This window comes from Actinomarinicola tropica (assembly GCF_009650215.1).
In the GTDB taxonomy this organism is placed as follows: Bacteria; Actinomycetota; Acidimicrobiia; order Acidimicrobiales; family SKKL01; genus Actinomarinicola; species Actinomarinicola tropica.
Genome location: NZ_CP045851.1, coordinates 2,939,530 through 2,964,413, shown reverse-complemented (window position 1 = coordinate 2,964,413; position 24,884 = coordinate 2,939,530). Strand labels below are relative to the sequence as shown.

Annotated in this window: 25 protein-coding genes and 1 riboswitch; of the genes, 13 read left to right on the top strand and 12 right to left on the bottom strand. The window is 74.1% G+C overall.

Translation table 11 applies throughout. The annotated features are described in order from the left end of the window. Positions 1-15 precede the first annotated feature (15 nt). Together GH723_RS14520 and GH723_RS14515 are read left to right on the top strand one after the other, a co-directional pair. The gene (locus tag GH723_RS14520; RefSeq protein ID WP_229022849.1) at positions 16-1,620 is read left to right on the top strand and encodes an AMP-binding protein; all 1,605 of its coding nucleotides are present in this window, start codon (positions 16-18) and stop codon (positions 1,618-1,620) included. Further along, positions 1,617-2,525: an SDR family oxidoreductase gene (locus tag GH723_RS14515; RefSeq protein ID WP_153760324.1), complete on the top strand. Its 909-nt coding sequence runs from the start codon at positions 1,617-1,619 to the stop codon at positions 2,523-2,525. Before GH723_RS14520 ends, GH723_RS14515 begins: the two co-directional genes overlap by 4 nt. A 97-nt stretch (positions 2,526-2,622) precedes the next feature. On the opposite strand, the gene GH723_RS14510 is transcribed toward GH723_RS14515, so the two are convergent. From GH723_RS14510 to GH723_RS14500, 3 genes are read right to left on the bottom strand one after another with little or no spacing between them, the layout of a single operon-like run. Then, positions 2,623-4,050 (bottom strand): sensor histidine kinase, encoded by a 1,428-nt coding sequence (locus tag GH723_RS14510; RefSeq protein ID WP_153760323.1) that lies wholly within the window; start codon positions 4,048-4,050, stop codon positions 2,623-2,625. After that, entirely contained in the window at positions 4,047-4,742 is a 696-nt protein-coding gene (locus GH723_RS14505) for a response regulator transcription factor (protein ID WP_153760322.1), read from the bottom strand. Before GH723_RS14505 ends, GH723_RS14510 begins: the two co-directional genes overlap by 4 nt. Next, positions 4,730-5,191: a hypothetical protein gene (locus tag GH723_RS14500; RefSeq protein ID WP_153760321.1), complete on the bottom strand. Its 462-nt coding sequence runs from the start codon at positions 5,189-5,191 to the stop codon at positions 4,730-4,732. Before GH723_RS14500 ends, GH723_RS14505 begins: the two co-directional genes overlap by 13 nt. Before the next feature lie 163 nt (positions 5,192-5,354). On the opposite strand from GH723_RS14500, the gene msrA reads away from it, so the two are divergent. From msrA to GH723_RS14460, 8 genes are all read left to right on the top strand, one after another. After that, complete coding sequence (gene msrA, locus GH723_RS14495; RefSeq protein WP_153760320.1) at positions 5,355-6,005, top strand: peptide-methionine (S)-S-oxide reductase MsrA; 651 nt, start codon at positions 5,355-5,357, stop codon at positions 6,003-6,005. Positions 6,006-6,051: 46 nt separating this feature from the next. Continuing rightward, the gene (locus tag GH723_RS14490; RefSeq protein ID WP_153760319.1) at positions 6,052-6,867 is read left to right on the top strand and encodes a hypothetical protein; all 816 of its coding nucleotides are present in this window, start codon (positions 6,052-6,054) and stop codon (positions 6,865-6,867) included. 176 nt (positions 6,868-7,043) lie between these two features. Then, positions 7,044-8,237: a D-alanyl-D-alanine carboxypeptidase family protein gene (locus tag GH723_RS19125; RefSeq protein WP_153760318.1), complete on the top strand. Its 1,194-nt coding sequence runs from the start codon at positions 7,044-7,046 to the stop codon at positions 8,235-8,237. 22 nt (positions 8,238-8,259) lie between these two features. Continuing rightward, positions 8,260-8,353, top strand: a riboswitch (glycine riboswitch). An 83-nt stretch (positions 8,354-8,436) separates the two neighbouring features. Continuing rightward, positions 8,437-9,585 carry a glycine cleavage system aminomethyltransferase GcvT gene (gene gcvT / locus GH723_RS14480; protein WP_153760317.1) on the top strand — a complete coding sequence of 383 codons (1,149 nt, stop codon included), beginning with the start codon at positions 8,437-8,439 and terminating at the stop codon, positions 9,583-9,585. Next, positions 9,582-12,449: an aminomethyl-transferring glycine dehydrogenase gene (gene gcvP / locus GH723_RS14475; protein ID WP_153760316.1), complete on the top strand. Its 2,868-nt coding sequence runs from the start codon at positions 9,582-9,584 to the stop codon at positions 12,447-12,449. The genes gcvT and gcvP overlap by 4 nt, the downstream gene beginning before the upstream one ends. A 99-nt stretch (positions 12,450-12,548) precedes the next feature. Beyond that, on the top strand, positions 12,549-12,956 hold the full coding sequence (locus GH723_RS14470) for a hypothetical protein (protein WP_153760315.1): 408 nt from the start codon (positions 12,549-12,551) through the stop codon (positions 12,954-12,956). 12 nt (positions 12,957-12,968) lie between these two features. Then, a complete protein-coding gene (locus GH723_RS14465; RefSeq protein ID WP_153760314.1) occupies positions 12,969-13,904 on the top strand; it encodes a nucleoside hydrolase in 936 nt (311 codons plus the stop codon). A gap of 60 nt (positions 13,905-13,964) precedes the next feature. Continuing rightward, positions 13,965-14,234: a DUF3499 family protein gene (locus tag GH723_RS14460; protein ID WP_153760313.1), complete on the top strand. Its 270-nt coding sequence runs from the start codon at positions 13,965-13,967 to the stop codon at positions 14,232-14,234. Between the two features lie 105 nt (positions 14,235-14,339). Here the strand turns inward: GH723_RS14460 and GH723_RS14455 are convergent, their stop codons facing one another. Next, the gene (locus GH723_RS14455) at positions 14,340-14,903 is read right to left on the bottom strand and encodes a hypothetical protein (protein WP_153760312.1); all 564 of its coding nucleotides are present in this window, start codon (positions 14,901-14,903) and stop codon (positions 14,340-14,342) included. Then, a complete protein-coding gene (locus GH723_RS14450) occupies positions 14,900-16,123 on the bottom strand; it encodes a prenyltransferase/squalene oxidase repeat-containing protein (protein ID WP_153760311.1) in 1,224 nt (407 codons plus the stop codon). Before GH723_RS14450 ends, GH723_RS14455 begins: the two co-directional genes overlap by 4 nt. A 55-nt stretch (positions 16,124-16,178) precedes the next feature. Here GH723_RS14450 and GH723_RS14445 point away from each other — a divergent pair, with 55 nt between their 5' ends. The 3 genes from GH723_RS14445 to ald are packed head-to-tail and all read left to right on the top strand — an operon-like array spanning position 16,179 to position 18,618. Then, positions 16,179-16,622 carry a hypothetical protein gene (locus GH723_RS14445; protein WP_153760310.1) on the top strand — a complete coding sequence of 148 codons (444 nt, stop codon included), beginning with the start codon at positions 16,179-16,181 and terminating at the stop codon, positions 16,620-16,622. Further along, positions 16,619-17,485 carry a hypothetical protein gene (locus GH723_RS14440; protein WP_153760309.1) on the top strand — a complete coding sequence of 289 codons (867 nt, stop codon included), beginning with the start codon at positions 16,619-16,621 and terminating at the stop codon, positions 17,483-17,485. The genes GH723_RS14445 and GH723_RS14440 overlap by 4 nt, the downstream gene beginning before the upstream one ends. 8 nt (positions 17,486-17,493) lie before the next feature. Beyond that, positions 17,494-18,618 carry an alanine dehydrogenase gene (gene ald, locus GH723_RS14435; RefSeq protein ID WP_153760308.1) on the top strand — a complete coding sequence of 375 codons (1,125 nt, stop codon included), beginning with the start codon at positions 17,494-17,496 and terminating at the stop codon, positions 18,616-18,618. Here ald and cobA read toward each other — a convergent pair. From cobA to GH723_RS14400, 7 genes are all read right to left on the bottom strand, one after another. After that, positions 18,602-19,327 (bottom strand): uroporphyrinogen-III C-methyltransferase, encoded by a 726-nt coding sequence (cobA, locus tag GH723_RS14430; RefSeq protein ID WP_153760307.1) that lies wholly within the window; start codon positions 19,325-19,327, stop codon positions 18,602-18,604. The two genes, ald and cobA, sit on opposite strands and share 17 nt — an antisense overlap. After that, on the bottom strand, positions 19,324-19,992 hold the full coding sequence (locus GH723_RS14425; RefSeq protein WP_153760306.1) for a precorrin-2 dehydrogenase/sirohydrochlorin ferrochelatase family protein: 669 nt from the start codon (positions 19,990-19,992) through the stop codon (positions 19,324-19,326). The genes cobA and GH723_RS14425 overlap by 4 nt, the downstream gene beginning before the upstream one ends. A gap of 25 nt (positions 19,993-20,017) precedes the next feature. Next, on the bottom strand, positions 20,018-20,860 hold the full coding sequence (gene mutM / locus GH723_RS14420) for a bifunctional DNA-formamidopyrimidine glycosylase/DNA-(apurinic or apyrimidinic site) lyase (RefSeq protein WP_153760305.1): 843 nt from the start codon (positions 20,858-20,860) through the stop codon (positions 20,018-20,020). Between the two features lie 3 nt (positions 20,861-20,863). Further along, complete coding sequence (locus GH723_RS14415) at positions 20,864-21,991, bottom strand: M48 family metalloprotease (protein WP_229022848.1); 1,128 nt, start codon at positions 21,989-21,991, stop codon at positions 20,864-20,866. 283 nt (positions 21,992-22,274) lie between these two features. Then, entirely contained in the window at positions 22,275-23,303 is a 1,029-nt protein-coding gene (locus tag GH723_RS14410; protein ID WP_153760304.1) for a hypothetical protein, read from the bottom strand. A gap of 3 nt (positions 23,304-23,306) precedes the next feature. After that, entirely contained in the window at positions 23,307-23,894 is a 588-nt protein-coding gene (locus GH723_RS14405; protein ID WP_153760303.1) for an RNA polymerase sigma factor, read from the bottom strand. Between the two features lie 45 nt (positions 23,895-23,939). Beyond that, complete coding sequence (locus GH723_RS14400; RefSeq protein WP_153760302.1) at positions 23,940-24,869, bottom strand: RecB family exonuclease; 930 nt, start codon at positions 24,867-24,869, stop codon at positions 23,940-23,942. Positions 24,870-24,884: the final 15 nt, after the last annotated feature.

The window sequence follows — 24,884 nt, the reverse complement described above, 5'->3', positions numbered from 1 at the left end:
TCGACGGTGACCGACGTGGCGACCACGTTGACCGAGGCGGACAAGGAGGCGTTCCTCGAGGCGGCGGGGCAGGGGATGCTCGCGGCGTTCTGGGCGGCTCGTCAGCCCGACGTGGCGGCCATCGTCTGCGAGCACGGGGACCGGACGTTCGCCGAGCTCAACGCCAACGCCAACAAGCTGACCCGCGCCCTGCGGGCCCGTGGCGTCGGGGCCGGCGACTCGCTCGGCTTCATGATGGCCAACCGGCCCGAGTTCGCGGAGGTGGTGAACACCACGCTGCGCGCCGGGCTGCGGATGACGACGATCAACTGGCACCTCACGGGGGAGGAGGCCGGCTACATCCTCGACGACTGCGAGGCCAAGGTCTTCGTCGCCGATGCCCGCTTCGCCGCAGCGGCCAGGGAGGCGGCCACCCACGCACCGGGCGCCACGGTGCTCGTCTCCGTCGGCGGCGAGATCGACGGCTTCGAGACCTACGAGTCGCTGATCGCCGACGAGGACGGCAGCGACATCCCCGACCCCGAGGTCGGGAGCCAGATGCTCTACACCTCGGGCACGACGGGACGACCGAAGGGCGTCAACCGGCCCCGCTCGCCCGAGGTGGCCAAGCTGACCGCCGCCGCCCAGCTGGCGTCGCCCGCCGGCTACGTGCCCGGCGAGTCCGTCAACCTGTGCACGGGACCGCTGTACCACGCGGCCCCGCTCGCCTTCTCGCTGTCGGCGCCGCTCGCCATGGGTGCGACGGTCGTGCTGATGGACGGCTGGAGCGCAGCCGAGACGCTCGAGCTGATGCAGCGCCACAAGGTGACCCACACCCACATGGTGCCGACGATGTTCCACCGGCTCCTGTCGCTGCCCGCCGACGTCCGAGAGGCCGCGGACGTGTCGTCGGTGCACTACATCATCCACGGCGCCGCCCCCTGCCCGGTGAGCGTCAAGAAGGCCATCATCGAGTGGTTCGGCCCCGTGGTGCACGAGTACTACGCGGCCACCGAGGGCGCCGGCACCACCGTCGACAGCCACCAGTGGCTCGAGAAGCCGGGCACGGTCGGCAAGCCGCCGACGCCGGACCACATCCGGATCCTCGACGAGGAGGGCAACGACCTCCCGCCGGGGGAGATCGGCACCGTGTTCCTGAAGGCACCTCCCGGTCGGTTCGAGTACTACAAGGACCCGGCCAAGACCGAGAGCAGCTACCGCGACACCCACTACACGCTGGGCGACGTCGGCTACCTCGACGAGGACGGCTTCCTCTTCCTCACCGACCGCTCGGCGAACCTCATCATCTCCGGCGGCGTGAACGTGTACCCCGCCGAGGTCGAGGCCGAGCTCATCGCCCACCCGGCGGTCGGCGACGTCGCGGTCATCGGCGTGCCCGACGAGGAGTGGGGCGAGAAGGTCGTCGCGGTGATCGAGCCGCAGCCCGACGTCGAGCCGACGCCGGAGCTCGCGCAGGAGATCATCGCCTTCGCCCGGGAGCACCTGGCCCACTACAAGTGCCCGCGCCAGGTCGACTTCCGGCCCGAGCTGCCCCGTCACGACAACGGGAAGCTCTACAAGCGTCTGCTGAGGGACGAGTACCGAGCGGCCGCCCAGGCCGAGGGAGGAGCAGGAGCGTGAGCGGGATCTGCGAGGGGCGCGTCGCCATCGTCACCGGCGCGGGACGGGGCATCGGTCGGGGGCACGCCCTCGAGCTCGCCCGCCAGGGCGCCAAGGTCGTCGTCAACGACATCGGCGGCGCCGTCGACGGGTCGGGCACCGACGTGGGCCCGGCCCAGCAGGTGGTCGACGAGATCGTCGCCATGGGCGGCGACGCGGTGGCCAACACCGACTCGGTCTCCGACTGGGAGGGCGCCCAGCGGATGATCAACCAGGCGATCGAGACCTACGGCACGCTCGACGTCGTGGTGAACAACGCCGGCATCCTGCGGGACCGGATGGTGTTCAACATGACCGAGGAGGAGTGGGACGCGGTCATCGCCGTGCACCTGAAGGGCACGTTCGCCCTCATGCGGTGGGCCGCCTCCTACTGGCGGGAGAAGGCCAAGGCCGGGGAGCCGGTCGACGCCCGGATCATCAACACCTCGTCGACGTCGGGCATCTTCGCCAACCCCGGCCAGGGCAACTACGGCGCAGCGAAGTCCGGCATCGCGAGCCTGACGATCATCGCGGCGAAGGAGATGGGCAAGTACGGCGTGACGGCCAACGCCATCGCCCCGGGCGCCCGCACGCGCATGACCGAGAACCTCGGCGGGGCCATGTCGAAGCCCGCCGAGGGGGACTGGGACGAGCGGTCGCCGGACAACATCGCACCGCTCGTCACGTGGCTGGCGTCCTCGGAGTCGAAGGACGTGACCGGCCAGGTGTTCATCGTCGGCGGCGGCCGCGTGAACGTGGCGGTCAACTGGCAGCGGGGCCCCGGCGTGGACAAGGGCGCACGCTGGGACCCGGCCGAGCTCGGCTCGGTGGTGCCGGGACTCGTCGAGGAGGCCGGGACGCAGCTCCCACCGCCGCGGCAGCGCTGATCGAGGCGCGGGCAACGGCCTCTGGACAGGGGAGAGCGGTCGAGTCGGGCACCACGCCTGGCTCGACCGTTCCGCGTCCGGGGACAGGCGGGTCGCGTCAGTCCTCGTCGGGGACGTCGTCGGTCGGCAGCTCGAGGAGCATCGTCGTGCCGCCCCCCTCCCTCGGGCGAGCCTCGGCCCGGCCGCCGTGGGACTCGGCGACCGCCTGAACGATCGCCAGCCCGAGCCCCGAGCCGGGTCTGCTGCGAGCGTCGACCGAGCGGTAGAACCGATCGAACACCCGGCGCCGGTCGGCGTCGCTGATCCCGATCCCGCGGTCGTGCACCTCGACCCGGCCGCCGTCGACGACGACCTCGATCGGGCTGTCGGGTTCGGAGAACTTCGCCGCGTTGTCGATCAGGTTCGACAGGGCCCGCTCGATCGAACCGGCGCGGCCGGTGACCGGCGCCCGGCCCTCGACCGCCACGTCGATCGTGCGGCCGGTGCGTCGACCGGCGCGATCGGCGACGACCCGCGCCAGATCGGCCAGGTCGACCGGCCCCTCCGGTTCGTCTCGCGGCTGCTCGGTGGCCAGCTCGACGATCTCGTCGACGAGCGCCGACAGCTCCCGCGCCTCGGAGTCGAGGTCGGCGATCACCTGGCGCAGGACGTCCTCGGGCAGCTGATCGGCCCGGCGGAGCAGGGCGATGTTGGTGCGCAGGCTCGTCAGCGGGGTGCGCAGCTCGTGTCCCGCGTCCTGCACGAGCTGGGTCTGGGCCTCTCGCGAGCTGCGGAGGGCCGCGAGCATCTCGGCGAACGCGGCACCGAGTCGGCCGACCTCGTCGTCGCCCACGTTCGGGGCCGGCACGTCGAGCCGCCCGGTCTCGGCGACCTCCTCGGCGGCGCGGATCAGCCGCTCGAGGCGTCGCGTCGCCCGGTTGGCGATGAGCCAGCCACCGATGGTCGCCATGGCCACGATGAGCGAGACCGAGACGAGGGTGCGGTTGCGGATCGTCGTGAGGACCCGGTTGACCTCCTCGGTGCTGCGGGCGAACTGCACCGCGACGCCGCTCGCGACGGGGCTCGTCAGGACGCGGAACGGCTCGCCGTCGATCGTGATCGAGCGCGTCGTCTCCTCGCGCGACCCCGAGGCGATGGCCACGTCGACGGCCGACACGGGGAGGGGGGTCTCCGCGCTGGTGGCTCGCACGCTGCCGTCGGCGTCGACGACCTGCACGAGGATGCGGTCGAAGGAGCGGGGCCGCGCCGGCCGGTTCGCCGGCACGATGTCGAGGATGGTCACCCGCTGGCCGCTGCTGCTCACACGGGACTCGATCGAGTCGAGCGCCTGGCGCAGCGAGCGGTCGACCTCGGCATCGAGCTGGATCATCGTCGTGCGGTAGCTGGTGGCGCCGATCGCCACCGTGGCGAGGGTCGCCAGGCTGGCCAGGGCGACCACCAGCTTGAGCCGCAGCGTGATCGGGATGTGGATCAGCCGGTGCTCGGTGGGGCCGCTGCGAGAGGGACCGGCCACGGAGCGGCTCACCCGGACCGCAGGGTGTAGCCGACGCCGCGCACGGTGTGGAGGAGCTTCGGTCGGTCGTCGGTCTCGATCTTGCGACGCAGGTAGCCGATGTAGACCGCCAGGTTCTTCGAGTCGGGCCCGAAGTCGTAGCCCCAGATGCGCTCGTAGATCGTCGTGTGGTCGAGGACGATCCCCTCGTTGCGGGCGAGGAGCTCGAGCAGGTCGAACTCGGTCTTGGTCAGGTCGATCTCCTCGTCGCCGCGCCAGACCCGGCGCGACGCGGGGTCGACCCGGAGGTCGCCGACCTGGAGCACGGGGGCATCGCCGTCCTGGGGCGGCCGGGTGCGACGCAGGAGGGCGCGCAGCCGGGCGAGCAGCTCGTCGAGGTCGAACGGCTTCGGCATGTAGTCGTCGGCGCCCGCGTCGAGGCCGGCGACGCGCTCGGCCGTCTCGGTGCGCGCCGTCAGCATGAGGATCGGCGTGCGGTTGCCCTCGGCGCGCAGGACGCGGCAGACCGTGAGCCCGTCGACGTTGGGCATCATCACGTCGAGCACGACCGCCTCGGGGGGATCGGTGCGCAGCGACTCGAGCGCGGCGGCGCCGTCGGCGGCCAGGTCGACCTCGTAGCCCTCGAGCGTCAGGGCGCGGCCGAGGGACTCACGGATCGCCCGGTCGTCGTCGACGACGAGGATGCGGGGGTTCAGGCCCCCCATCGCCCCTCGTGACGGGGCAGCCGGTCGTGGTCGGTCCTGCCGTCGGCGAGCCTCTCGGCCAGGCGCTCCTCCATGCCCGACAGCATGGCGTCCGCGAGCTCGTCGATGTCGACACCGCGCTCCTCGGCCAGCTCGGCGAGGGTGGCGCCGGCGCGCAGCTCGGCACGCAGCTCGGCCGGGGTCATGTCGAGCGCGTCGGCGACAGCGGCGACCGGCCGGCCACCGTGGCGGCACGCGTCGGTGGTGGTCTCGCCTGCGTCGTCGGACGCCGCGCCGGCCACCGACGGCGTGCCGAGTCCGAGCGTGAGGACGGCGAGGGCGCCGGCGCCGGCGCCGGCCGCAGCGATCAGGGCGTCGCTCCGCCGGCTGCGCCCCTGGCGGGCCGAACCGGCCGGGTGGGCGGCGCGGGAGCGGTCGGTGCGGTCGTCGGACGGTACGTGGGCTGCCATCGCTCGGCCTCCTGGGTCGTCGGGTCTCCCGATCGTCGGGTCCGACGGTGAGCGGGGCACCGGTCGAAGGTGAGAACCCGGTGGGAGGGGGCGGCCGCGGCGGGTGGTGCTCGTAGCCTGGGACCACGCCGGCGTCGGCCGGCGACCGATCTGGAGGTGCGACGTGTTCGGACGCAAGCGACTCGACATCCCGAGCCCCGAGGAGGCGCTGCCCGGTCGGTCGGAGACGATGCCGGTCCCCGACCGCCACACCGTGCTCGACACCCCTCTGACGCCGCCGTTCCCCGAGGGGTTCGAGCAGGCGATCGTCGGCCTGGGCTGCTTCTGGGGTGCCGAGCGGCTGTTCTGGCAGCTCGACGGCGTGCACACCACCGCCGTCGGGTACGTCGGGGGCCACACCCCCAACCCCACCTACGAGGAGGTGTGCAGCGGCCTCACCGGTCACACCGAGGCCGTGCTCGTCGTCTTCGATCCCTCGCGCCTCTCCTACGAGGACGTCCTGCGCACGTTCTGGGAGGGCCACGACCCCACCCAGGGGATGCGCCAGGGCAACGACATCGGCACGCAGTACCGCTCGGGCGTCTACTGGACGTCCGAGGCCCAGCGGGAGGCGGCCGAGCGCACCCGCGACGCCTACCAGTCGGTGCTCGAGGCGGCCGGCTACGGCGAGATCACCACCGAGATCCGCGCCGCCGGGCCCTTCTACTACGCCGAGCCGTACCACCAGCAGTACCTCGACAAGAACCCCAACGGGTACTGCGGCATCGGCGGCACCGGCGTCTCCTGCCCCGTGGGGCTCACCTCGGCCGACTGACCCCGGGCGGGGCACCCGTGTCGCCGGTTGCCTAGGGTCACACCTCATGTCGCCACGCATGCCTCGATCGTTCGCGCTCGTCCTCGTCCTCGCCGTCGGCCTCCTCGCGTCGTGCGGGGACGACGGTGGTCCCGGCGAGGAGCGCAGCCTCGCCGACCTCATCGACGAGACGACCACCACGACGAGCACGACCGAGGCAACCACGACCACCGCGCCCGGGGCGGATCGCGACGAGTACGTCGCAGCTCTGGCCCCGCAGCTGACCGAGCTGAGCGCGGGCGTCGAGCTCGATCCCCCCGACGCCGACTGCTTCGCCGGTGCCGTCATCGACGTCGTCGGCGCGGACGCCCTCGCCGACGCGGGCGTGTCACCTGCGCAGTTCGCCGCGTCGCCCGACGGCTTCCGTTCGATCGACGTGGAGATCCCCGACGGCGCCACCGCGCGCCTCGCCGAGGACATCTCGCAGTGCTTCGACGCCGGCGCCATCATCCTCGGTGCGCTCGCCGCCGAGGCGCCGGCGGGGGTCGACGTGACGTGCATGTCCGACAGCATCGGCACCGGCGACGCGGAGATGCTGCTCGCCCGGGCGATCGTCGAGGACTCCGACGCCGTGGCGCTGGGTGAGGACTTCGGCATCGCGATCTTCCAGTCGCTGACGCCGACGTGCGCGGAGCAGGTGCTGCTTCAGTGGCTCACCAGCGACGGGACGATCACGGCGGCGCAGTCGGAGTGCCTCGCTGCCGAGCTCGACGACGAGGTGGCGGTGACCCTCTTCCAGGGCGTGGCCAGCGGCACCGGCCAGGCGGACCCGGCGGCCACCGAGGCGCTGGCCGCCGCGGGGGCGGCGTGCGGCGTGTCCTGACGCCGGCACGAGGACGGGCGGCGGGGCAGGTGTCACACCGCGCTCGCGGCATCCGCTAGGTTCGTTACGGTTTCATGACGGACGGCGGGGCTGAACCCTCAGGTCGAGGTCCAGCCATGCCGATGGTCAGGCGGGGCTCATGCCCCCGGACGACGACGGACGACCCTGGGAGGGGCATGCGGTACTGGCTGGAGCGGACTCGATGGGCGGCGGCGGTGCTCGCCACCCTCATGGCCGTCAGCACCGTCACCGCGGGTGCCGAGCAGTCCGACGCCGACCTGCGGGCCGAGCGTGAGCGCCTGCAGGCCGAGCAGGCGGCCGTGGCGTCCAACATCGACGTCACCCAGGCGGACCTCGAGCAGATCACGACGGCCCTCGCCGAGATCGACGCCAACGTCCGGCTCCAGGAGTCCCAGCTCGAGCAGGCGGAGGCCGCCGTCGCCGCCGCCGAGGCCGAGGTCGTGCGGTCCCAGGAGGCGCAGGCCGCCACCGAAGCCGAGGTCGAGGAGCTCCGCCAGACGATGGCCACCATCGCCGTCGACGCCTACGTCTCCCCGCCCCAGACCGACACCCTCCAGGTCATGCTCGACGGCGACCTCGGTTCGGCCCCCGAGCGCCAGGCGCTGCTCGACATCCGGGCGTCCGACACCTCCGACGTGCTCGAGCGGTTCCGGGCCGCGCAGGAGGACCTCGCCATCCAGGCCGAGAACGCCCGCCAGGCCGAGCAGCGGGCCCGCGAGGGCCGCGAGGAGGTCGAGCGGCGCCTGGGCGAGGTGCAAGCGGCCCGCCAGCAGCAATCCGAGCTCGCCGCCCAGGCCAACCTCCGCCTGCACGAGATGCGCAGCCAGCTCGCCGACCTGGAGAGCAGCCGCTCGCAGATCGACTCCGAGCTCCAGCGGCGCGAGGAGGCCCGCCTGGCCGAGCTCCAGCGCCAGCTCGACGAGGCCAACGCCCGGCGCGGGCCGGTCGAGCTGCCGAACGGCGGGGGTTCCGCCAACCTCGTGCGGGTGCGCGGCATCGTCGTCGACGCCTCGATCGCCGACCAGCTCGCGGCCATGATCGACGCGGCGGCCGCCGACGGCATCACCCTCACCGGTGGCGGCTACCGCGACTCGTCGTCCCAGATCGCCCTCCGCCGGGCCCACTGCGGCACCTCGCAGTACGCGATCTACCAGATGCCGTCCAGCCAGTGCCGCCCGCCGACCGCCGTCCCCGGCACGTCGAACCACGAGCGCGGGCTCGCCATCGACTTCAACAACTGCTCCACGCGCAGCACCGCCTGCTACCAGTGGCTCGCCGCGAACGCCTCGAGCTACGGCTTCAGGAACCTGCCGAGCGAGCCGTGGCACTGGTCCGTCAACGGTCAGTGACGAGGTAGCCTGACGGCGCCGATGCACCCGCACGGGAGAGTCCCCGGCCACCAGGTCGAGGCGCCGAAGGAGCAACCTCCCCGGAATCTCTCAGGCCCCCGGACCGCGCGGGTGGGGCGACTCTGGAACAGCACTGGTGCGTGACAGAGGGGGAGGCCGAGCGTCGCTCGGTCCCACACCTCTCACGGAAGGACCGCTCATGGGCGACCCGACCCCCACCGAGCTGCGCAGGACGCCGCTGCACGACCTCCACCTCGAGCTCGGCGGCCGCCTCGTCGACTTCGCCGGCTGGGCGCTGCCCGTGCGCTACGAGCCCGGCCCCGTCGCCGAGCACGTCCGGACCCGCACCGCGGCATCGATGTTCGACGTCAGCCACATGGGGATCGTCGACCTGAGAGGCGGACCGTTCGAGGCCCGGGCCCGGGCGCTCGAGGCGCTGGCCCCGACGAACGTCGCGGGGCTGGGCGACGGCCGGCAGCGCTACACCCAGCTCACGAACGAGTCGGGCGGGACGATCGACGACCTCATGGTCGCCCGGGTCGGCGGCGAGCTGGGGCTCGTCGTCAACGCCGCCCGGCGCGTCGTCGACCTCGCCCACCTCAGGGCGCACCTGGCGGACGACGTCGAGGTCGTCGAGCGCAGCGATCTGGCCCTGCTCGCGGTGCAGGGGCCGGCCGCGGTCGACGCCGTCGCCGCCCTGGCCGACGACGCGGCCACGGTGAGCGACACGGCGTTCATGGACGTCCGCGACGTCGTCCTCTCGGGTGTGCCGTGCCGCATCAGCCGCTCCGGGTACACCGGCGAGGACGGCGTCGAGATCCAGGTGCCTGCCGACGCGGCGGTCGACGTCGCCCGGGCCCTGCTGGCCGGTGGCGTCGTCCAGCCCGCCGGCCTGGCGGCCCGCGACTCCCTGCGGCTCGAGGCCGGGCTGTGCTTGTACGGGCACGAGCTCGACGAGCAGACCACCCCGGTCGAGGCCGGTCTCACGTGGTCGATCCCTCGTCGGCGTCGCGAGGAGGGCGGTTTCCTCGGCGCCGACGTCGTCCGACAGCAGCTCGCCGACGGGCCTCCACGACGTCGGATCGGTCTGCGGGCCGTCGGGCGTCAACCCATCCGCGACGGCGCGACCCTGCACGTCGACGGCGCCGAGGTCGGCGTCGTCACCTCGGGTGGCTTCGGTCCGACCGTCGACGGCCCCGTGGCGATGGGCTACGTGGCTGCCGACGTCACGGCCGACGAGCTCGTCGCCCTCGTCCGTGGCAAGGAGCTCGCCGCCCGGGTCGTCGACCTGCCGTTCGTCCCCGCCCGCTACCGCCGCACCGCCGCCCGACCCCAGGAGCGCTCGTGACCTCCCGCCCCTTCGCCGATCGCCACATCGGTCCCGACGACGAGGCGCTGCGGCGCATGCTCGACGTCGTCGGCATCGACTCCCTCGAGGCCCTGGTCGACGCCGCCGTCCCGTCCACGATCCGACAGGACGCCCCCCTCGACCTGCCCGCCGCGCTCTCCGAGGAGGAGGCCCTCGGCGAGCTGCGGTCGATCGCGGCCGAGAACGAGGTGATGACCTCGCTCATCGGCATGGGCTACGTCGGGACGGTGCTGCCCGGCGTGATCCAGCGCAACGTGCTCGAGAACCCCGCCTGGTACACGAGCTACACGCCCTACCAGCCCGAGATCTCCCAGGGCCGGCTCGAGGCGCTCCTCAACTTCCAGACGATGGTCGCGGACCTCACGGGCATGGACCTCGCCAACGCGTCGCTCCTCGACGAGGGCACCGCGGCGGCCGAGGCGATGACGATGTGCCGCCGCGTCGGGCGTCACCCGGGCACGGCGTTCTTCGTCGACGCCGCCGCCCACCCCCAGACGATCGACGTCGTGCGGACCCGGGCCGAACCGCTCGGCATCGAGCTGATCGTCGGTGACCCCGAGACCGACCTCGACCCCGAGGTCGCGTTCGGCGTCCTCGTCCAGGACCCGGCCACCGACGGCCGCCTGCGCGACCTCGCCGCCATCGCCGAGCGGGTCCACGCCGCGGGTGGCCTCCTCGTCGTCGCCGCCGACCTGCTCGCCTGCACCCTCGTCGTCCCGCCGGGGGAGCACGGCGCCGACATCGTGGTCGGGTCCGCCCAGCGCTTCGGCGTGCCGATGGGCTACGGCGGCCCCCACGCCGCGTTCATGGCCACCCGGTCCACCTACGCCCGCGCGCTGCCCGGCCGGTTGGTCGGCGTCTCGGTCGACACCGAGGGCCGCACCGCGCTGCGCCTCGCCCTCCAGACCCGCGAGCAGCACATCCGGCGCGAGAAGGCCACGAGCAACATCTGCACCGCGCAGGTGCTCCTCGCCAACATCGCCGGCTTCTACGCCACCTACCACGGCCCCGACGGGCTCCGGGCGATCGCCGAGCGCGTCCACCGCCTCACCACCGGCGCGGCCGACGCGCTGGCGTCGATGGGCGTGGCCGTGCGCAGCCGGGAGGTGTTCGACACCCTCGTCCTCGACGTGCCCGGTGCCGGCGACGCCGTCGTCGCCGCCGGCCACGAGCGGCGCCTGAACCTGCGTCCGCTCGGGCCCGACGCCGTGGGGCTCACCTTCGACGAGACCACGACGCCCGAGGTCGTCGCCCGGGTGCTCGACGCCGTCGCAGCCGCCACCGGGGCGTCCGGCGCCGCCGCCTCCACGGTCGGCGTCGAGGGGGAGTGGGGCATCCCCGAGGGTCTGCGCCGCACCTCGTCGTACCTCGACCACCCGGTCTTCCACCGGCACCGCTCGGAGACGTCGATGCTGCGGTACCTGCGCCGCCTGGCCGACGCCGACCTCGCGCTCGACCGGACGATGATCCCGCTCGGCTCGTGCACCATGAAGCTCAACGCCACCGCGGAGATGGCGCCGATCACCTGGCCCGAGCTCGCCCACCTCCACCCGTTCGCGCCGGTCGAGCAGGCCCGGGGCTACCGGCGCATCATCGGCGACCTCGAGGCGTGGCTCGCCGAGATCAGCGGCTACGACGCGGTGTCGATGCAGCCCAACGCCGGGTCGCAGGGCGAGTACGCCGGCCTGCTCGCCATCCGGGCGTACCACCGCAGCCGGGGCGACGAGGGCCGCACCGTCTGCCTCATCCCCTCCTCGGCCCACGGCACGAACGCCGCCAGCGCGGTGCTCGCGGGCATGGACGTCGTCGTCGTCGGTTGCGACGACGACGGCAACATCGACGTCGACGACCTGCGGGCGAAGATCGACCGGCACGGCGCCGAGCTCGCGGCGCTGATGATCACCTACCCGTCGACGCACGGCGTGTACGAGTCCACCGTGCGGGAGGTGTGCGACCTGGTGCACTCGCACGGCGGCCAGGTGTACCTCGACGGCGCCAACCTGAACGCCCTCGTCGGCATCGGCCAACCCGGTCGGTTCGGGGCCGACGTGTCCCACTTCAACCTGCACAAGACCTTCTGCATCCCCCACGGCGGCGGCGGTCCTGGTGTCGGGCCGATCGGCGTGCGGTCCCACCTCGCCCCCTTCCTGCCCGGGCACGGCGTCGTGCCGCCCCACGACGGACCAGCACCGGGCGAGGGCGGCGTCGGCCCGGTCGCGTCGGCGCCCTGGGGATCGGCGAGCATCCTGCCGATCTCGTGGATGTACGTCCGGATGATGGGCGCCGAGGGGCTCCTGCGCGCCACGCAGGTCGCCATCCTCTCCGCCAACTACGTGGCTCGCGTGCTCGCGCCCCACTACCCGGTCCTCTACGCGGGGCCCGAGGGCTTCGTGGCCCACGAGTGCATCCTCGACACCCGTCCGCTGAAGGACGAGGCGGGGGTCAGCGTCGACGACATCGCCAAGCGGCTGATGGACCACGGCTTCCACGCCCCGACGATGTCGTTCCCCGTGGCCGGGACGTTGATGATCGAGCCGACGGAGTCCGAGGACCTCGACGAGCTCGACCGGTTCTGCGACGCCATGGCGTCGATCCGCGGCGAGATCGAGGCCGTGGCCAAGGGCGACCTCCCGCGGGACGACAACCCGCTCGTGCGGGCCCCGCACACCGCCGCGGACCTGCTCGGAGCGTGGGAGCGGGCCTACGACCGCCAGGCAGGCGCCTTCCCCGACGGGGTCGACCCCGCCCGCAAGTACTGGCCGCCGGTGAGCCGGATCGACCAGGCCCACGGCGACCGCAACGTCATGTGCTCGTGCCCGCCGATCGAGGCCTACGGCCGCTGATCGCCGATCGGTCGCAGATCCTCACGGTCGGGGGCACCGCTGCCGACAGGAACCGCGGTCGGCGAGCGGCGCCGGCACGACCAGCGCGGAGGTGAGCGGATGACGAGGTGGCACGTGCACGTCGTCCTCATGCGCGCCCGTGACGTCCGCAAGGGCGACGTCGTGTCCCGCGACGCCAACCGCCACGACGGCTGGTTCCGTGTCGACGAGGTCCGCCAGCTGCCCGACGGCACCATCAACGTGCTCGACAAGGGCAACGTCCGGGGCTTCATCGCCGGGCCCTTCGACCTGATCGGCCTCCAGACACCGGTGCAGCTGCCACCGGAGGCCGACGTGACGACCCGTCGGCGCGTGCCGGAGGCGCACGAGATGCCGGAGGCGCGCACAGCCGCCCCGGCGCCGGCAGGGGGGGACGCCGTCGCCGCACGGGAGGCGGCCGCCGAGGCCCTCCAGGCCGAGGCCGGGCAGGTGCGCGGAAGTCTGCCGTCGTCGCCTGCGGGGTCGTGACACGCTGAGGGCGTGACCCCTCGGCCCGTCATCATCGACACCGACCCCGGGATCGACGACGCGATGGCCATCGCGGTGGCGCTGGCGTCGCCCGAGCTCGACGTCCTGGCGCTCACCACCGTGCACGGCAACCACGAGGTCGACGTCACCACCGCCAACGCCCTGCGGATCCTCGACCTGCTCGAGAGGGCGGACGTGCCCGTCGTCGCCGGGGCCGGTGGGCCGATCGGGCGGCCGTCCACGCCGCCGGCCACGTTCGTCCACGGCGACGACGCACTCGGCGACGTCGGCTACCCGCCGTCGACCCGCTCGGCGGTGCGCGACGTCGACGCCGCGACGTTCATCGTCGACACGGTGCGCGCCCGGCCGGGCGAGGTGACGCTGGTGCCGATCGGCCCGCTCACCAACCTCGCACTGGCCCTCGAGATCGAGCCGCGCCTCGCCCAGCTCGTCGATCGGGTCGTGGTGATGGGCGGCGCGGCACGGGTGCCGGGGAACATCACCCCGACGGCGGAGGCCAACATCTGGTCGGACCCCGAGGCCGCGGAGGTGGTGTTCGGCGCGGGTTGGCCGATCACGATGATCGGGCTCGACGTCACCCACCAGGTGACCGCGACCACGGCGTGGATCGACGCGCTGACGGGCGCCGGCACACCCGCCGCCCGGATCGTGGTGGAGACGGCGCCCGTCTACCTGCGGTTCCACCGCGACACCGACGGGCTCGAGGGCATCCACTGCCACGACGCCGCGGCGGTGGCGTGGATGCTGCGGCCCGACCTCTTCACCACCGAGGCGTTGCCGGTGGTGGTGTCGACGGGGGACGGCACCGACGGCGCCACCGTCGTCGACGGTGCACCGCGCGGGCGTCCGCTCGTCGACGTCGCGGTCGGGGTCGACGCCGACGCGGTGCTCGCGCTCCTCGACGAGCGCCTCCGCCGCGCCGTCTGACCGGACCGAGTGGTCGGGGGGCTCCGCTCCCGGCAGCACGGTGCGCGGTACCGTGAGCGCATGGCGCGCGTCTGCTCCCGCCCGGGTTGCTCGGCACCGGCCACGGTGACCTTCACCTTCGAACCCGACGCGCTCGTCGTGTGGGTCGGCGACCTGGCACCGGATGCCACCGCACCGGGCCACGACCTGTGCGCGGAGCACGGTGAGCGGCTCTCCGCCCCGCGGGGCTGGCGGATGGAGGACGTGCGGGCCAACCGGCCGCCGTTGCCGAAGCTCGACGCCGACAGCCCGATGCTCTCGCGTGCGTTCCGCGGCGTGCGCGCCAGCTGACCCACCTCGCCACCATCCCGCCACGTCGGCAGTCCGTGAAGGGCTGAGCACGGGCCCTGTCCCCGTCGCTGCTCAGAGACGCGCGAGACGGCGCGTGCCTCGGGGTCAGACGCTGTAGACGCCGGCCACCGCCATGGCGACGCCGGCGGCCACCACCACCGCACCGGTCCCCCTCGCCGCCCAGGACCAGAGACGATCGCGCGCGTCGCCACCGGAGCTCTCCACCGTCCCCCCGACCGCCGACGCCACCGCGATCACCATCCCCACCACCACGGCGGGCACGTGGCCGTCGGCTCCTGCGGCGAGGGCGAGGAGGGCGAGCTCGGGCCGCAGCACGAGCGGCACGGCGACGGGCAGCAGCGCCGCGCGACCCCCGTCGAGAGCGGGCTCCCACGACGGGAGCGGAGCGAGGAGGCTCCAGGCGCCGGCGAGGGCGAGCACGAGGCCGGCGGCCACCACGCCCGTCGGGTCGCTCACGTCGAGCCACGTCCAGGCCGAGCTGCCGAGCAGCGCCAGCACGACCACGGCGACCGCAGCGGCGGCGCCACCGGTGGCGACGGGCCGACGGACGGCCGTGCCCTCCGGGGCGGTGCCGGCGGCACGGGCGAGTCGGGCCGGGTTGGCCGCCGCCACCACCGCCACCACGACGAGGGCTCCTGCGACGGTCACGGCCTGCTCCTCCCACCTGCGGCCAGGTCGGGCGCCTCCAGCACGGGCAGGGCGAGGAGGAGCGCCGAGAGGGCGTGCTGCTGGTCGTCCATCTGGGTCACGTCGAACTGGAACCACGCCCCGCGGGTTGCCGCGGGGTCGTCCCACGCCTCGGCCTCGCCGGCGTCCACCTGCCGTGCGGCGAGCATCCCCGCGGTGCACGCCAGCCGCTCGCCGATCGGGTCGACGAGGTCCGCCATCGCCGGCTCGACCCGGGCCACGGCGTGCAGGCCGCCGAGCTGCTCGCCCACGGTGCCGAGCCCGGCGCCGAGCGTGCGTCGACCGCGCAGCAGCCACCGAGGGAAGTCGTCGACGCGCTGGGACTCGTAGCGCACCTGGACGCCGCCCAGCGCGGCCTGGCGCTCGAGGTAGGCGAGCTCGTCGTCGGACAGCGGCGCCCACGGCGCCTCGCCCGTCGCGACGACCGCGAACCCGTAGGCCGCCCAGTGGTCGGGGACGTCGGGCCAGTACCCCTCGACCTCGTCGCGCTCGAGGGCCAGGTAGCGGCCGATGCGACGAGCGGGCTCGTCCCAGCCGTCCTCGGGGAACTGCTCGTGCATGAGAGCGAGGGCCCAGAACACCTCCCCGGTGAAGAACGGCGAGTAGCGGCCGTCGTTCGGCGTCTCGGAGGCGGCGTCCCAGGAGTCGAGCACCGCGCCCGACGGCTCGGTCAGGGCGACGAGGAAGCGGCTGAGCTCGGCCATCACCTCGTCGTGGGTCGTCTCGCCGGTGTGGCGGCGCCGCTCCGCCAGGCCGGCGACGAGGAGGGCCGACGCGCCCGAGGTGACCCGGGTCGACGACGGCTCGAACGCCGCCCACCCGTCGTGGCGCACCAGGTGGTCGAGCGCGTACGCCACGCCGCGGTCGGCGCTGTCGAGCGCCCCGTCGACGTCGTGCGCCGCGGCCTGGTAGAGCGACATCGCCACGCCGGCGTGGCGCACCGTGTTGTAGCCGGGGACGACCTCGTCGGCGGCCCGGTCGTAGCGGTAGAGCCAGGTGCCGTCGGCGCGCTGGTTCCGTGTGAGCCAGTCGACGGCGGCCTGGGCGTGGCTCCGGGCCTCCGCCGCGTCGAGCGGCGGGCAGTGCTCGGGCAGCAGGACCACGCCCCGCACCACCACGACGACGAGCACCCACGCGCCTGCTGCGCCCAGCGCACGCCGGCGCACCCCTCCCTCCCGCATCGCGGCGACGCTACCGGTCCGGGACGATCGGGACGGCGACGCCTACCCTCGGCCCGTGTCCAGGAGGTGGCAGGCGGTCGTGCTCGTGGTGGTGGCGCTGGTCGTCGCCTGGCCCGCCCTGCGGCGTCCGCCCACCGACGGCTTCCCGTTGTCGACCTACCCGATGTTCGCGAGCGACCGGGGCGCCGAGTCGGTGGTCGCCACCGCCGTCGGCCGCACGCCGGACGGCCAACGGGTGCGGCTGTCGCCGGAGGTCCTGGCGGGCACGGACGAGCCGATGCTGGCCGTGAGCACCGCCCGACGTGCCGTGGCGTCCGACGACGCCGACACGTGGTGCGGCGAGGTGGCACGGCGGGCCTCCGGCACGACCGACGGCGGCGAGCCGGTCGCGGCGATCGAGGTCGTCGTCGAGACCCATGACGCCGTCGCCCACTTCGTCGACGACGCGCCGCCCCTCGACGTGGAGGTGCACGCCACGTGCGCGGTGCCGACACGGTGAGCCGGCCCTCCGTCGCGGCCGTGCGGCGGCTCGCGACCGGCGACGACGCGGCGCGCCTCGCCCTGCTGCGGGTCCTCGTCACCGGCTACGCAGTCGGCTACCTCCTGATCCGTGCCCCCCACCTGTGGGACCTCGCCGCATTGGCCGACGATGCGCCGGGCCGGTGGTCGCCGGTCGGTCCGTTCACCTTCGTCGCCGAGCCGTGGCCTCCGAGCGCCGTGCGGGCCCTGGTGCCCCTCACGATCGTCGTCGGTCTGTCGGCGCTCCTCGGTCGTGCCTGGTCGATCACGGCACCGGCCGCCGCCGTCGGCGTCCTGCTGCTCACCAGCTACGCCAGCTCGTGGGGGCAGGTCTTCCACACCGAGAACCTCCTCGTCCTCCACCTCCTGGTGTTGGCGGCCGCGGCCGTGGTGGACGGCGGGACCGGTGCCCGTCGCACCGGCGAGCTCGCACCACGAGCGATGGCCGTGGTCGTCGTCGTGGCCTACGTGCTCGCGGGCTGGGCCAAGCTGCGCGCCAGCGGGTGGGGCTGGGTGAGCGGCGACGCGCTGCTGCACCACGTGGCCCACGACAACCTCCGCAAGGTGCTCGTCGGCGACTGGTACTCACCGATCGGTGCGTGGGCCGTCGGGCACCCGTGGGTGTTCCGGCCGATGGCGGCGCTGTCGCTCGTCGTCGAGCTGGCCGCACCACTCGCGCTCCTCGGCGGCCGGCTGCGACGGGCGTGGGTCGCCGGTGCGTGGCTCTTCCACCTCGGCGTCCTGGCGATCATGGCCATCCTCTTCCCCTACCAGTTGACCGGGGTCGCGTTCGCGGCGGTGCTCGTCGCCCGCCCCTTGCGTCCCGACCGGCCGTCCCGTTGACTCGTGCCATGACGACGATCGGTGTCCCCCGGGAGCTGAAGGACGACGAGAACCGGGTGGCGATGACGCCCGACGGCGTCCGCGAAGCGATCGCGGCGGGCCTCGACGTCGTGGTGGAGGAGGGCGCCGGCGCCGGCTCGAGCATCACCGACGACGAGTACCGGCGTGCGGGCGCGGCGCTCGCTCCTGTGGACGAGGTGTGGGAGCGGGCCGACCTCGTGTGCAAGGTGAAGGAGCCGCAGGACGAGGAGATGGACCGCATGCGCCCCGGGCTCGTGCTGTTCACCTACCTGCACCTCGCGGCGTACCCGGAGGTCGCCGACGAGCTGCTGGCCCGGAAGGTCACCGGCGTGGCCTACGAGACGGTGCAGCTCGAGTCCGGCGCTCTGCCGCTGCTCGCGCCGATGAGCGAGGTCGCCGGCCGCATGGCCGTGCAGGTCGGCGCCAGCTGCCTGGAGCGTCACCACGGCGGTCGCGGCGTGCTGCTCGGCGGCGTCCCGGGGGTGCGGCCGGCTCGGGTCGTCGTGCTCGGCGCCGGGAACGTGGGCTGGAACGCAGCGTGGCTCGCTGCCGGCCTCGAGGCCGACGTGCACCTCCTCGACAAGAACCTCGACCGCCTGCGCTTCGTCGACCAGATCCACCGAGGGCGCATCACGACGCTGGCGTCGAACCGCGGCGCGGTCGAACGTGCGGTGTCGGAGGCCGACCTGGTGATCGGCGCGGTGCTCGTCCCCGGCGGGCGGGCCCCGACCGTGGTCACCGAGGAGATGGTCGAGGGGATGCTCCCCGGTTCGGTCATCGTCGACGTCGCGATCGACCAGGGAGGGTGCGTCGAGACCGCGCACGAGACGACGCACCACGCGCCGACCTACGAGCGCCACGGGGTCGTGCACTACGCGGTGGGCAACATCCCCGGCGCGGTGCCGAACACGTCGACCCGAGCGCTGACGAACGCCACCCTGCCCTACGTCGTCGAGCTGGCCCGCCTCGGACCGGCCGAGGCGGTGGCCGCCGATGCCGCGCTGGGCGCGGGGGTCAACGTGCACGCCGGCCACGTGACGAACGAGGCCGTCGCGGCGGCTCTCGGTCGGCCGCACGTGCCGCTCGACGAGGTGCTCAGCCCGGCTGGGTGAGGTCCCGCAGGTCCTCGTCGGCGACCGACCCGATGACGAGCGTCGCCGGTGGGCGGATCGGCTCGCTCCCGAGGTCGGCCAGACGTCCGCGCCACACCTGCTGGTCGGGCTGGGTGCCGCGGTGGACGGCGGCTGCCGGCGTGTCCGGTGCCAGCCCGGCGTCCACGAGCCGCTCGGCGATGGCGGCAGCCCGGGAGGCACCCATCAGCACGACGAGGGTGAGCCGTGACCGGGCCAGCGCCTCCCAGTCGAGGCTGCGATCGGTGGCCGGGTCCTGGTGCGCGGTGATGACGGCGAAGCCGCTGGCGTGGTCCCGGTGCGTGACCGGGATCCCGGCGGCGGCGGGAGCGGCGACGGCCGAGGTGATGCCCGGCACGACCTCGTAGGCGATGCCGGCCCGGCGCAGCACCTCGGCCTCCTCCCCGCCGCGACCGAACACGTAGGGGTCGCCCCCCTTGAGCCGCACGATCGAGCGGCCGCTGCGGCCGAGCTCGACGAGGAGCGCGTTGATGTCGTCCTGGGTGGTGCTCGGGCCGCCGGGGCTCTTGCCGACGTCGATCAGCTCGGCGTCGGACCGGGCGAGCGCCAGCATCTCGGGACGGACCAGGCGGTCGTGCACGACGACGTCGGCCTCCCGGAGCAGCTCGCCGCCGCGGAGGGTCAGCAACCCCGGGTCACCGGGGCCGGCGCCGACGAGGTGGACCGTCACGCGAGCTCCAGGTGCCGGCGGAGCTGCACCCTGGCGCCCTCCACGTCGCCGGCGCGGACCTGGTCGAGGACGCCGCCGGAGAGGGCGTCCTCCCAGCCGCGGTGGCGGGTCGGTCGACCGGCGGCGCGCAGCTCCTCGCGGACCTCGGCGAACAGCTCGACGAGGGCGGGGTAGCCGTCGCTCAGCTCGGCGGCGAGGCGGTCGCGGATCCAGCGGGTGAGGGCGGGCGTGCGGCCGGCGGTGGAGACGGAGACCTGGATGTGGCCGAGATCGGTGGTGGCGACGAGCGAGAAGTCCCCGGCGGTGGCGTCGGCGACGTGGTTGGCCATGGCGCCGGCAGCGGCGGCGTCGCGCAGCACGGCGGCGTCGACGTCGGACCGCCCGGTCGCGGCGACGACGATCGTGGCGCCCTCGACGTCGGCCGGCTCGTACTCCCGGGCGAACCACGTGATGCCCTGGGAGAGCAGCTCGTCGATCGACGACCTGGGCCAGACCTCGGGTGACACGAGCGTGACGTCCGCGCCGACCTCGGCCAGCTGGAGAGCCCGGCGGACGCCCACGTGGCCGGCGCCGACGACGACGGCGCGGCGCCCGTCGAGGTGCAGAGCGACGGTGAGGCCGGGACGCGTCGACGTGCGGTGGGGGGCGGGAGCGGAGGGCGGCATCGGACGTGAAAGTCGATCAGTTCAGTCAGGAATTGTCAACACGCCGGCGGAGCGACTGGCACGTGCCGCACCACGTCGTCCCCCGGCCGTCGACGACGAGTCGCCGCAGCGGCTCGCCGCAGCGCAGGCACGGCTCGCCGGCCCGTCCGTAGCACTCCAGGTGGAGCTGGTTCGTCCCCGTCGCCCCCTCGACGGTGCGGTAGTCGCGCAGCGTGGTCCCGCCCCGGTCGATCGACGCGGCGAGCACGGCGACGATCTCGTCACGGAGCGCGCCCGCCCGCTCGCGCCCGACCCGGCGGGCCGCGGGGTGCACGCCGGCGCGCCACAGCGCCTCGTCGGCGTAGATGTTCCCGACCCCGGCGACCGGCCGCTGGCTCAGCAGCTGCGTCTTCACCGCCGCCCGGCTCGCCTGGAGCGCCCGCCAGAGGTGGTCACCGGTGAAGGCCGGATCGAAGGGCTCGGGACCGAGGCGGTGGAGCGTGGGGAGGCTGACGTGGTCGCCACGGGGCAGGACGGCGACGCGGCCGAACCGGCGGACGTCGTGGAGCTCGAGCCGACCGGTCGCCGGTGCGCCGGGCGACGGGCCGAGGTCCCACCAGGCCCGGACGTAGGGGCTCGGGGTGCTGTCCGGGGCGACGACCTGGAGCCGTCCGGTCATGCCCAGGTGCACCACGAGCTCGCGGTCCTCGTCCAGGTCGACGAGGAGGTACTTGCCCCGCCGGCGCACGCCCTCGACGTGGGCGCCGGCCGCGTCGACGGCGGGGGCGAACTTCCCCGACGGGTGCCCGCCGGCGGCGCCGATCCAGCGGCCCCGCACGACGGGTTCGAGCTGGCGGCGGATCGTCTCGACCTCGGGCAGCTCCGGCATGGATCAGGCCGGGCGGACCTGATCGGTCCAGGTGCTCCCGTCCCAGAAGCGGAGCGTGCCGTGCTGGCCGGCCGGGTCGTCGTACCACCCGGGTGGCGGCTGGTTCGGGGATCCCTGAGGGCCGCGTGCCGCCGCCGCGCCGGCGCCCGCGCCCTGGGCGCCGGTGACGCCACCCAGATCCACGCCGAGCCCGCCTGGCGTGTCCGGTGCGGATCCGTCCCAGGCGTCGATGCCCTCGAGCTCGCGCAGGGCGGCGATGCGCTCCGCGAGCGGGGGGTGGGTGTCGAAGAGGCTGTTCAGCTTGGAGCTCTGGTTCTCGCGACCCCGCTCGAGCGGCGACTCGATCCAGAGGTGGGCGGTGGCGTGGGACGTGTGCTGGACGACCGAGGTGTTGGTGGCGAGCTTCTCCAACGCCTGGCGGAGCCCGGTGGGGTAGCGCGTCAGCTCGACCGCAGTCGCGTCGGCCAGGGCCTCGCGCCGCCGGCTGACGGCGGCCTTGATGAGCGTCGCCGCGACCGGGGCGAGGACGATCACGATGATGAGGCCGATGAGGGCGATGGGGTTGCCGCCGTTGTCGTTGCCACGGCGGCGGGCGCCGCCGAACCACATCATCCGCCAGAAGATGTCGGCGATGATGGCGATGGCGCCGGCGGTGGCGACCGCGATCGTGCTCACCCGGATGTCGTAGTTGCGCACGTGGGAGAGCTCGTGAGCGATGACGCCCTCGAGCTCGGTGCGGTTCATCAGACGGAGCAGGCCCGTCGTGACGGCGATGGCCGCGTGGTCCGGGTCCCGGCCGGTGGCGAAGGCGTTGGGTGCCGGATCGTCGACGACGTAGACGCGAGGCTTGGGGATGCCCGCGGCGATCGACAGGCCCTCGACGATGTTGTGGAGCTGGCCGAACTGCTCGATCGAGGCCGGCTGGGCCCGCGTGGCCGCCAGCGCGACCTTGTCCGACGACCAGTAGGCGCTGAAGGTCATCGCGCAGGCCACGACGACGCCGATCACCACGCCGACGACGCCGGTCTGCAGGTACACGCTGACTGCACCGGCGACGAGCACGAGGAAGGCGAACGACACCGCCAGCAGCAACCAGCTCATCCGGCGGTTGCGGGCGATCAGCTCGTACACCGGGCGCCTCCGTGGATCATCGCCCGACACGGTACCGGCCGGGCCGCGGTCCCCGGCTGCAGGCGGGCGGGAAGGCCCCGGGAAGAAGACGGGGGCCCGGTACGCCACGAGTACCGGGCCCCCGAACGCTCGGCCAGACCGGCGGCGGGACCGGTGGTGTGCGGGTGGCGAGGGTGGTCGCTCCCGCTGGCCGATGCGATCTGTGCGCCGTGGAGCGCCTACGAGGGAGTGAACGACGCTGCCGGCCCGGGGGATACGGGCGGACCGAGAAAATCCTCGGGGTTCAGGGTCGCCCGGGGTTGCCGTTGCCGTTGCCCTGGTTGCCGTTGCCCTGGTTGCCGTTGCCCTGGTTGCCGTTGCCCTGGCCGTTGCCGCCGCTCTGGTTGCCGTTGCCCTGGCCGTTGGTCCCCTGGTTGCCGCCGGACGCGCCGGAGCCCGGACGCTCGTCCGGGCCGGTCGGAGGGTTGGGAGGAGTGCCCTGGCCGGGGGCGGTGGCGCCGGGCGTCGAGCCCGACTGGCCGGGTGGCGGACCACCCGTCTGGCCGGGTGCGGTGGCGCCGGGGGTGGAGCCGGACTGGCCGGGGGCCTCGCCGCTCTGGCCCGGCGCGTCGCCGGACTGGCCGGGTGGGTTGCCGCTCTGGCCGGGGGTGTCGCCGGACTGGCCGGGCGTCTCGCCGGACTGGCCGGGCGTGTCGCCGGTGCGGCCGGGGGCGGTGGCGCCCGGCGTGTCGCCGGACTGGCCGGGCGTCTCACCTGTGCGGCCCGGTGCCGTCGCGCCCGGCGTGTCGCCGGACTGACCCGGGCGCGTGGTGGTGGAGGTGTCGTCGGCGGACGTGGAGGTCGGCGGTGCGTCGTCGACGTCCACGTGGTCGCGCTCGTCCGCGGTGGGGACGGGGATGGAGAACGCGTCGGCCACACGGGCGACGGTGTTCTGCAACGGGGCGGGCAACGTGCCCGCCGCCGCCAGGCCCCCGGTGAGGGAGAGGGCGGCGATGGCGATCACACCGCCGACGGCGGCCCGCTTGCTGCGGCGGGCCGTGAGGTCGATGACCGCGCCGCCGTCGGGGTCGTCGCCCGCGGCGTCGGGACCGCCGGTCAGGTCGACGTCGCCGGGACCGGCGGCGGCGAACATCGCCGCGAGGTGGCGGGCGGCGACGTCCTCGGCGACCGGTTCGACGGCCGCCTCGCGGAGTCCTGCGAGCACCTCCTCGGCCGCACCGGCGTCGCCGAGGAGCGCGCCGAGCTCGGCCGCGAGCGTCGGCTCGGGCTCGGGGGCGCCGTCAGGCGTCGGGGTGCGAGGTGTCGTGCCCATCGCTCAGCTATCGCTCCCGGGGTCGTCGGGGATACTGCCGGTCTCGCGGAGCCGGCGGGCGAGGGTGGCGAGCGCCCGGTGCTGGAGCGCCTTCACCGCCGTGACCGGCTTGTCGAGGATCGCCGCGACGTCCTTGATGGGGATGTCGTCGATGATCCGGAGGGTGATCACGGCCCGCTGGTCCTCGGTCAGCCCGTCGAGGAGCGCGAGGGCGCCCGAGGTGTCGAGCCCGGCGAGGGCGACGCCTTCGGTGCTCGTGCCGTCGGTGAGGTCGGTGAGCGTGCGATCCTCGGGCTCGACCGGATCCTCGGGGCGCCGGCCACGCCGGCGGTGGGCGTCGACCAGGCGCCGGTGGGCGATCGTGAGCACCCAGGAGCGGAGGTTGCGCTCGGTGCCCGTGAAGTCGACGAGGCTGCGCACGACGGCGACGAACACCTCGCTCGCGAGGTCCTCGGGCTCGCGGGCGCCGTTCGTGCGGAGGTAGCCGATGACGAGCGGCGCGAGGTCCCGGTAGAGCCGTTCGAGCGCGGCGCGATCCCCGCGCTGGGCGCGGGCGAGGACCTCGGGGAACTCCTCCTCGCCGATCGGCATCGGCACATGCTGTCAGGTGGCCGGGCCGAACCCCACGTCGAGCGGTCAGGCCACCCCTGCGAGCGAGGCGACGGCCGGCGCGTCGGCCCGCATGCGCCCCTGGTCCCAGCGGCGGCGCACCTCGGCGGTGCCCTCGGCGCAGGTGGCGACGTGCGGGCACCAGCCGCAGAGGGGGCCCGGCCGGGGGGCGAACTCGTCGTGGGCGGCAGCGACGGTGAGGTCGTCCCACGTGCTGCGGAGGGCGCCCACGGCCTCGTCCACCCGGTCGGGGGTGGCGTCGGCCTCGACGATGGTCGACCCGAGGTAGACGAGCCGGGCCCGGGTCGGCGCCTCGCCCTCGGCGGCGGCGATGGCCGCGGCGTAGAGCAGCACCTGGGCCAGCTTGGCGTCGCGGAAGCGGGTGGACGGGGCGCGACCGGACTTGTAGTCGGTGACGACGAGGCCGTCGGCGCACTCGTCGATGCGGTCGACGACACCGAGGAAGGGGACGCCGCCGATGGTGGCGGTGATGCGCCGCTCGGTGGAGCGCACGCGCACCGTGGCCGGGTCCTCGAGCGGCCAGAGCCCCTCGATGGCGATCCACGCCGCCCAGCGCAGCCGGCGGGCGCCGGCGGCGTCGAGCGCCAGGGCCCGGAAGTCGGGGTGCGCCTCGGTCTCCGGCCACACCTCCCGGGCGATCAGCTTGGCCCGCTCGACCGTGCGGTGCTCGGGCGCCTCGGCGAGCAGCAGCTCGAGCACGCGGTGGGCGAAGGTGCCGATGACCGCCGGCTCGCCCGCGGGCTCGGGCACGCGGTCGACGTAGCGGAGCCGCCAGCGGCGGGGGCACTGCTCGAACAGCGTCGCCGACGACGGCGACAGGTGGCGGGGCACGCGGGTGCCGGCGCCGTCGACCTCGAAGAGGACGAGGTCGGTGGCGCGCAGGTCGCTGTCGGCGTCGATCGGTTCGGTGTCGAGGGCGTCGGCGTCAGCGGCCATGCACCAGTTGTACCC

Bases quoted from the DNA above. Each gene is read 5' to 3' on its own strand.
- GH723_RS14505 (WP_153760322.1), bottom strand. From the start codon at position 4,742: ATGGGGGGCCTGAACCCCCGCATCCTCGTCGTCGACGACGACCGGGCG.
- GH723_RS14500 (WP_153760321.1), bottom strand. From the start codon at position 5,191: ATGGCAGCCCACGTACCGTCCGACGACCGCACCGACCGCTCCCGCGCC.
- GH723_RS14490 (WP_153760319.1), top strand. From the start codon at position 6,052: ATGTCGCCACGCATGCCTCGATCGTTCGCGCTCGTCCTCGTCCTCGCC.
- GH723_RS19125 (WP_153760318.1), top strand. From the start codon at position 7,044: ATGCGGTACTGGCTGGAGCGGACTCGATGGGCGGCGGCGGTGCTCGCC.
- gcvT (WP_153760317.1), top strand. From the start codon at position 8,437: ATGGGCGACCCGACCCCCACCGAGCTGCGCAGGACGCCGCTGCACGAC.
- GH723_RS14470 (WP_153760315.1), top strand. From the start codon at position 12,549: ATGACGAGGTGGCACGTGCACGTCGTCCTCATGCGCGCCCGTGACGTC.
- GH723_RS14460 (WP_153760313.1), top strand. From the start codon at position 13,965: ATGGCGCGCGTCTGCTCCCGCCCGGGTTGCTCGGCACCGGCCACGGTG.
- GH723_RS14450 (WP_153760311.1), bottom strand. From the start codon at position 16,123: ATGCGGGAGGGAGGGGTGCGCCGGCGTGCGCTGGGCGCAGCAGGCGCG.
- ald (WP_153760308.1), top strand. From the start codon at position 17,494: ATGACGACGATCGGTGTCCCCCGGGAGCTGAAGGACGACGAGAACCGG.
- GH723_RS14425 (WP_153760306.1), bottom strand. From the start codon at position 19,992: ATGCCGCCCTCCGCTCCCGCCCCCCACCGCACGTCGACGCGTCCCGGC.
- mutM (WP_153760305.1), bottom strand. From the start codon at position 20,860: ATGCCGGAGCTGCCCGAGGTCGAGACGATCCGCCGCCAGCTCGAACCC.
- GH723_RS14410 (WP_153760304.1), bottom strand. From the start codon at position 23,303: ATGGGCACGACACCTCGCACCCCGACGCCTGACGGCGCCCCCGAGCCC.
- GH723_RS14405 (WP_153760303.1), bottom strand. From the start codon at position 23,894: ATGCCGATCGGCGAGGAGGAGTTCCCCGAGGTCCTCGCCCGCGCCCAG.
- GH723_RS14400 (WP_153760302.1), bottom strand. From the start codon at position 24,869: ATGGCCGCTGACGCCGACGCCCTCGACACCGAACCGATCGACGCCGAC.